Source organism: Kitasatospora sp. MY 5-36 (genome assembly GCF_001182915.1).
GTDB lineage: Bacteria > Actinomycetota > Actinomycetes > Streptomycetales > Streptomycetaceae > Kitasatospora.
In genome coordinates, this window is record NZ_LFVW01000568.1 from 1 (window position 1) to 7,538 (window position 7,538).

Sequence of the window (7,538 nt, forward strand, 5' to 3'; positions counted from 1 at the left end):
CGCCCGCCGCTGTCGCGGCCCGGCCGCGCCCCGCTGGCGGGCCGGGTGCTCGCCGGAGTGGCCGGACCGCTGCTGCTGGGCCTGGGCGGGGCCCTGGTCGCCGGTGAACGCGCCTACCGGTTCCACGAGTTGGCCGGTGCGCGGTGGGTGGTCTCGCACGGGCTCGGCCTGCGGACCCTGCTGCTCGCCGCCCCCGACGCGCCGGTGCTGTACGCCGGCGACGCGAGCGGGTTCGGGCGCGGGATCGCCCTCACCAGCGGGTGCAGCAGCGCGCTGCTGATCGCCCCACTGGCGCTGCTGGCCGGAGTCCTGCTGCTGTTCGGCACCCGCGGGCCGGCCCGGGTCCTGCTGGGTTTCGTCCTGGCGGCCGCGCTGGTCCTCGCCGCCAACCTGGGCCGGCTGACGCTGATCGTCGCCATGCAGTACCGCTACGGCGACGAGGGGTTCGGCTGGACGCACGTCCTGTTCGGCTCGGTGCTGATGATGGCCGCCGGCCTGATCGCGCTGCTGCTCTTCCTCCTCCTGATCACCCGAACGTCCACCCGCGACGCGGAGGCCGATGCGCCGTGACCCTGCTCGACCTGTCCGTCTCCCTCTCCTTCGTGCTGGGGATCGGCTTCCTCGCCTACGTCACGGTGATCGTGCGCAACTTCCTGCGGGTCCGCCCGGACGCCCCGGGCGATCCGGACCGGTTCGACTGGCACTTCCTCATACCCTGCCGGGACGAGGAGGCCGTGATCGGCACCACCCTGGACTACCTCGCCGAGCACTTCCCCCGGGCGCGGGTCTGGGTCGTCGACGACCACTGCGAGGACCGGACCGCCGAGGCGGTACGGGCCCGGGCGGCCGAGGGACGGCCCGTCCACCTGGTGGACCGGCGGCTGCCGCGGGCGCGCACCGGCAAGGGCGACGCCCTGAACGCCGCCTACCGGGCGCTCGAAGCCCGGCTGCCGGAGGGCGCCGACGCCGACCGGGTCGTCCTGATCGTCCTGGACGCCGACGGGCGGCCCTCCCCGGGCATGCTGGACACCTTCGCCGGAGCGTCCTGCTTCGGCGACCCGGCCATCGGCGCCGTCCAGGTCGAGGTCCGGATGTCCAACCGCGACGTGGCCGTGCCGCTGCCCCACCGGGGGCGCCTGGCCAACCGCTTCGCCCGGCTGCTGGCCCGGCTCCAGGACATCGAGTTCCGCGGGCCGATCTCCGCCATCCAGATCCCCCGCCGGCTCACCCGGACCGTCAACGTGGGCGGCAACGGCCAGGCCAACCGGCTCAGCGCGCTGCGCTCGATCGACCGGGGCGGCAGCGGCGGGCCGTGGGGCCGGGCGCTGCTGGAGGACTTCGAGCTCGGGCTGCGGATGATGCTGGCCGGCTGGCGCAACGGCTACACCACGACCGCCTGGGTGGACCAGGAAGCCCTGTGGAACGTACGGCAGTTGATCACCCAGCGGGTCCGCTGGGCGCAGGGCTCGATGCAGTGCGCGCCGTACCTGCGCCGGGTCTGGAGCTCCCGGGAGTTCACCACGGCGGGCTTCCTGGAAGTCCTCTACTTCATGGTCCAGCCCTGGCTCCAGGTCGTCGGCCTGGTGGTCTACGCGGTGCCGATCGCCGCCTTCGGCTACAACGCGGTCTTCTACCCCGAGTTCGTGCTCGCCTTCCTCCGCCAGGGCGGCGCCGTGCTGATCGCGCTCTACCTGGTCGTCGGGGTCGCCGAGTTCGCCCTCTGGGGGCCGCTGTACCGGCGCCGCGGCGAACCGGGGATCAGCCGCCGGGCCGCGCTCGGCTACGGCCTGGCGCTCGCGGTCTACGCCGCGACCACCTACCTCGTCGCGGTCCGCGCCTTCTGGCGGATCGTGCGGGGCAAGGGCTCCTGGCAGAAGACGGCCCGTACGGCCGAGCCGCCGCCGGATCAGGCCCCCGCGCCCGCCGCCCAGGAGATCGCCACCGTCTGAGCGGCCGAGACTTCTCCCCGGCCGGTGAGGCCGCGGCCGCACCGAACACCGCGGCCGGTCGGCGGAGTCGACGCACCACCCCCTTCCTGCCCCCTCCGTACGGCGGACACCCCCGTCCGCCGTGCCCCCGTCCGAAAGGCCCACCCGTGCGCACTCGTACCCGCAACCGTGTCCTCGCCGGAACCGCCCTCGCCGTCGGCGCCCTGTCCGTGGCGTCCCCGGCGTACGCCGCGCTGCCCGCCCCGGCGGCCGACGCCTACGTCGTCTCCACGGAGGCGCTGGGCGGGATGGTCGCCGTCCCGCCGTCGCCGGAGTCGACGTACCCGTCCGGCGGCACCCGGACCCTGGTCGGCCTCACCGTCGGGCCGGTCGCCACCACCTCCGTGCTCACCGCGAACACCGCCGGGAACCCGGTCGACGGCACCGCCTCGGCCTCCGCGACGGTCGACAAGCTCGGGCTCGACCTCGGTGTCGCCTCGGTCTCCCTGACCGGCGTCGACTCGACCTGCGCCGCCACGCCCGCCGGGGCCACCGGCAGCGGCCTGATCGCGGGCGGGTCGATCAGCGTCGCCGGCATCCCGACCAACCTCCAGGCCAACGCCCCCGCCAACACCAGGGTCAGCATCCCGCTGGTCGGTTCGATCGTCCTCAACGAGCAGACCACCGACGCCAACGGCGTCCTCACCGTCAACGCCGTCCACCTCACCCTGCTGCCGTCGCTGAACGGCGCCAACCTGGTCATCGGGCACGCCCGGTGCGGCGGCGCCGAGCCCGCCGCCGCCGTGCCGATGATCAACCCGTCCGTCGCGGGGACGAGCGGCGGGGCGGTGCTCGCCGGTGTCCTGGCCACCGTCTACGTCCGCCGCCGCAACGTCCGGTCCGCCGCGTCGGCCGTCTGACGGGAGGCAGGGCGGCCGGCCCGGAGCAGGGGCCGGCCGCCCGCCGCCCGCCGCGGTCAACCCGGCTTCAGGTACCTCGCCCTGACGTGTGAGGCGCCGCCGCCGGGTGACGGGAAGGCCCGTCCCACCACCACCGGACCGCCCCGGCCGGTCCGCCCCGGCCCTCCGTACCCGGCACCGCGGGGTGCCTGGGGCCGGAGCCGTCGGACCCGGTCCGACCGCTCGCCTACCCTACGAACCGACCGGCCGTACCGGCCGTGGCCGCTCTAGGAGGAGTCCCGTGTCGTCCTGCGACCCCAAGTACGCTCCCGTCGGCGATGTGAGCGCGGCGCTCATGGTGATCGACTCCCGGCTCAAGTCCATCTACGACGGCAAGTCCGGGACGGACCCCGAGCACCAGCGGCTGGTCGACCAGCTCACCGCGTCCTTCGGCCCCGGCGAGGCCGAGGCGCTGGTGGAAGGCGCCTGCACGCTCGTCTACATGTACATGAACTGGCTGCGCACGGCCTTCGAGAAGCAGGAGGAGGACGTGCTCGAGCACGCGGTCCCCAGCCTGGTGGCCACCATGCGGATGATGCCGAGGACCTTCAGCCCCGAGGTCATCCCCATCATGGCCGGCCTGCTCATCGCCGCCGGTACGGGCCTGAGCCCCAACCTCTGGCGCGCCCAGTACGGACCGTGGACGAAGGAGGAGATGAACCCGTTGGAGGCCATGGTGGTCCTGCTCGCGGAGTACATCAACCGGATCTCGGGCAACGGCGAGGACTTCGCCACCAGGCTGATCACCGACGTGCTGTCCCAGCTGGACTAGGAGTACCGGCCCCGAACGCGCCGGTGGCGCCGCCCTCGGTGGGGCGGCGCCACTGGTGTCAGGTCGGTGTCAGGCGGGCGTCAGCTGTGGCGGCCCGGGCGGCGGTAGGCGACGAAGCAGAGGACGCCGCCGCCGAGGAGGGCGATGGCTCCGAGCGCCGCGACCAGGGTGTCGGAGGAGGAGCCGCCGGTGTGCGGCAGCTCGCCGCTCTCCGACGCGCTCGGGGTGTGGGGGTGGGTGGGGGTCGCGGTGGCCGTCGTGCTCGGCGAGGACGTCGGTGACGGCGACGGGGACGGGGAGTTGGACGGGGACGGCGACGGGCTCGGGCTCGGCGACGGGGAGGGGGACGGCGACGGGCTCGGCGAGGGCGAGGGCGACGGCGAGCTGGTCTGGAGGATCACGCCCAGGTCGAGGTCGAGGTCGCGCTGCCCGCCGCTGAGGGTGACGGTCTGGGTGATGCCGGTGGTCGGGTCGCCGTCCGAGTCCTTGCTCGGGTCGGTGCCGGCGTGCTGCTTGGTGACGGTGGCGCCCTTGGGCAGGGTGGTCAGGTCGAACTGCACCGCGTAGCTGCCGTCCGGCAGGTTGTCGAACAGGTAGTGCCCGGTGGCGTCGGTCACCGTGGTGACCGGCTTGCCGTCCTTGTCCCGTACGGGCTGCCCGTTGCCGTCCAGCAGGTGCACGGTGACCCCGGGGATGCCCTCGTCACCGGGCTTCTGGATCCCGGAGCCGTCCCGGTCGTGCCAGACGAAGTCGCCGAGCGCGTTGTTGGAGGGGGCGACGCGCTTGACCGCGACGCCGACCTTGGCGGGCTCGGCCGGCAGCAGCTGGCGGCCGGAGGCGTCGGTGGCGGTGTACGCGAAGCTGTTCCAGGCGTACTCGCCCTCCGGCGCGTCGTAGGAGGCGACCATCGGCCAGGTCAGGGTGAAGGACTCGCCGGAGGCCAGGGCGCCGGGGCGGCTGAGGCGGAACCAGGTGGCCGTTCCCGGCCCGGGGAAGGTGGTGCTCCAGACCGCGGCGCTGTTGCAGCCGGTGCGGTCGACCAGCAGCGGGTTCACGCAGGGGTTGGGGTCGGTGGCGTACTCGATCACCACGGTCGGGTCGTTGCTGGTGATCGGCTGGCTGAGCGACGGGGTCCAGGCGCTGCCGCGCGGGGCGTCCTGGGTGAGCACGTAGTTGTCGCCGGGGGTGGGGAGCTTGTCGTAGGCGATGAAGTCGGTGACCGGGTCCGGGGAGTCGTTGCGGACGGTCATCCGCCAGGACGTCTGGCCGCCGGGGGTGGCGGTGCCGATGGTCATGTAGTCGGCGTCGAGGTCCCCCTTGACCTCCTTGTAGGAGCGCAGCACCGCCGGCACGTCGACCTGGATCTGCGAGGAGGCGTGGCACATCAGCTCGGTGGTGTCGCCGTTGCCGTTGAGGTCGAGCACGTCGGGGGTGCTGCCGCTGTCGGAGCCGGAGTACATGCAGGCGACCGGGTGGGTGGGCTGGTCGACGGTGACGTAGACGTCGTTGGTCAGCGTGCCGGAGCGGATGCTGTCGGCGACCTGGACGTCGAAGAGCATTCGGTAGGCCATGGCGTCGTGCAGGTACGTCGAGTCGGGGGCGCCGGCCGGCCATTCCATCTTGACGAGCTGGCGCCCGTCCGGGCCCGGGGTCACGGTGATCGACGAAGGGGCCTTGGCGTCGGGGTAGTCGGGGTCGGGCCGGGCCGAGCCGTCGATGTAGACGACGCCGGCGGGCAGCAGGTCGTACAGGACGAGCGGGCGGTCCAGGTCGTGGGCGCTGCGGTTGTACGGGATGACCTGGAAGGTGGCCTTGCCGCCGGGGGCGGACAGCTCGCCGGCCACGGTGGTCTTGGCGGCGCCGAGGTTGGTGGCCTGGGTGATGGTGGTCCGGGCGCAGGCGTTGGCGTTGGCGGTGGTGGTGCCGTCGGTGGCGCTGGTGTCCACGCAGTTGGTCAGCGGCTCGGGGGCGGGGCGCCCGTCGTGGCCGGGGGTGGCGACCTGGGTGACCAGCTGCACCGCGTTGCCGGGGCTCCAGCCGGTGGGGATCGGGCCGTTCCAGGTGAGCTTGAGGCCGTCCAGCCACTGCCCGGCGGGGATGCCGAGCACGTCGTTGGCCGGGTCGCCCGCGCCCTGGGCGAAGGTGAGCCGCCGTGCGGTGGAGCCGTTGAACGGCGTGCCCGGGGTGAAGGTGTGCCAGGTGGGGTCGCCGTTGAGGCGGTACTGCAGGGTCAGTTGGATGCTGGTGGGGTTCCACGGCTCCAGCTGGAGGGACTGCGGGAAGATCCAGTTGTAGACGCCGTCGGTGCTGCCGGCCCCGGGGTCGGTGATGGTGAGGCTGGTGGCCGGGCCCGCGGTGTTGGTGGCGGACAGGCTGAAGGAGTTGAGGTCGCCGTTGGTGGTGGTGTCGCGCCAGACCTTGCTGGCGGTCACCACCACGCCGGTCACCGGGGGCTGGAACGTGTTGGTGGTGACGGACGAGGTGTCCAGCTGCCGTTCGGCCTCGGTGAGCGGCGCGCCGAGCAGGTCGACGGTGTTCTCGGAGGTGGTCCCGTCCGGGAAGGAGGCCGCCGGGTAGTTGACCACCAGGACGCCCGGGTTGCGGCAGCCGCCGCGCCCGTTGCCGGACACGAACGGGCCGATGTCGTAGCCCCAGGTGTTCGGGCCGGGCGGCACCTGCGTCCAGCCCGGCGAGCGGCCGGTGTCCACCACCGCGCCGGGCGGCAGGGTGTCCAGCAGCCGGCTGCTGTCCAGGTCGACGTTGGGCACGTTGTCGGTGGCGCAGGGGGTGAACTGGTAGGTGACGGTGCGGTTGTCGCTGCTGGAGGTCTGGATGCCCTTGGTCACCGTGTACTGCGGCTGCACCTGGGCCGTGGTGTTCGCGGTGGCGGTCTGCGAGGTCTCGCCGGTGGCCGACATGGTGGCCGAGTTGGTCGAGGTGGCGCCGTTCGGGGTGGTGAAGTTCGGGTACTTCATCGTCACCGTGATGGTGGCGGTGGTGCCCGGACTGAGGTCCTTCAGCCTGATGTCCATCGTGCCGCCCGTCGCGCCCGCGGCGGGCACCGTGGAGGCGGCCACGTCGACCGAGGACGGGTCCGGCGTCCAGCCGAGGAACTGCATGTTCGACGGCAGGGTGTCGAGGATGTTCCCGCCGGTGCACTCGGTGATGGAGCAGGTGTAGCGCAGCGTGTAGGTGACGTTCTCCCCCGGGGAGACGGTCGCCTTGTCGACGCTCTTGGTGAAGGAGATCGCGGCCTGGGCCGGTGGGGCCAGCACGCTGCTGCTCAGCAGCGAGCCGGCCACCAGCGCCAGGACCGAGGCGATCCGCCCGGTCCGGAATGGAAGTCGCATAGCGGGCAGTCCAGCCGATCGCCCCGGCGCACCGGTCGGCGACACGAGGGCCGGTCGCGGCGGTTCACCTGCTCGGCGGTCACCCGCCCGGCGGCAGCGCGGCCCGGGGCGGTACGGCGGCCCGGGGAGGTACGGCGTTCCGGGGCGGTACGGCGTTCCGGGGGGCTTTGCGGCCGCCGGGCCGGGCCGCCCCCGCCGAGCTCCCCCCGGCGGGCGGCGCAACCGGAGCGCCGGGCGGCGCGACCCGGGTGGCTCAGCCGAACATCACACCGGTCTCCCGGGCCAGGGTGTCCAGCCGGTACTGGGTGACGTGCTCGACGTTCGCCGGGTCGATCGTGCGCACGCCCTCGGCGGCGAGCCGCTCGTTGATCTCCTCCAGGTGCTCCTGGACGACCTGCTTCTCCGCCTCGGTGGTGCGGCCCTGGTGCGGCCGTCCGGCGTGCTCCAGGCCGGCGTGGTCGACCCGCTCCCGGCCGGCGGCGGGCGCCGCCCCGCGCACGGTGGTGGGCGCGGCCTCGCGCACGGGGGT

Annotated in this window: 6 protein-coding genes; 4 read left to right on the forward strand and 2 right to left on the reverse strand. The window is 73.5% G+C overall.

The features are described from left to right. The 4 genes from AE652_RS30300 to AE652_RS30315 all read left to right on the forward strand — a co-directional run. Nucleotides 1–570: exosortase/archaeosortase family protein (locus AE652_RS30300; protein ID WP_049657271.1), on the forward strand; the 570-nt coding region annotated here is incomplete at its 5' end. Continuing rightward, a complete protein-coding gene (locus AE652_RS30305; protein WP_063780317.1) occupies nucleotides 567–1,949 on the forward strand; it encodes a glycosyltransferase in 1,383 nt (460 codons plus the stop codon). The genes AE652_RS30300 and AE652_RS30305, both read left to right, overlap by 4 nt. A 146-nt stretch (nucleotides 1,950–2,095) precedes the next feature. Next, nucleotides 2,096–2,848 (forward strand): choice-of-anchor P family protein, encoded by a 753-nt coding sequence (locus tag AE652_RS30310; protein ID WP_049657273.1) that lies wholly within the window; start codon nucleotides 2,096–2,098, stop codon nucleotides 2,846–2,848. Nucleotides 2,849–3,182: 334 nt separating this feature from the next. Next, nucleotides 3,183–3,659 (forward strand): hypothetical protein, encoded by a 477-nt coding sequence (locus AE652_RS30315; protein ID WP_049657278.1) that lies wholly within the window; start codon nucleotides 3,183–3,185, stop codon nucleotides 3,657–3,659. Nucleotides 3,660–3,739: 80 nt separating this feature from the next. On the opposite strand, the gene AE652_RS30320 is transcribed toward AE652_RS30315, so the two are convergent. Beyond that, the gene (locus tag AE652_RS30320; protein ID WP_049657274.1) at nucleotides 3,740–7,009 is read right to left on the reverse strand and encodes an SdrD B-like domain-containing protein; all 3,270 of its coding nucleotides are present in this window, start codon (nucleotides 7,007–7,009) and stop codon (nucleotides 3,740–3,742) included. A gap of 253 nt (nucleotides 7,010–7,262) precedes the next feature. Further along, nucleotides 7,263–7,538, reverse strand: a 276-nt coding sequence (locus AE652_RS30325) for a hypothetical protein (RefSeq protein ID WP_049657279.1), incomplete at its 5' end; no start/stop codon positions are given.

Excerpts from the sequence above, each read along its gene's own strand:
- AE652_RS30315 (WP_049657278.1), top strand. The coding sequence starts at position 3,183 with ATGGTGATCGACTCCCGGCTCAAGTCCATCTACGACGGCAAGTCCGGG.
- AE652_RS30320 (WP_049657274.1), bottom strand. The coding sequence starts at position 7,009 with ATGCGACTTCCATTCCGGACCGGGCGGATCGCCTCGGTCCTGGCGCTG.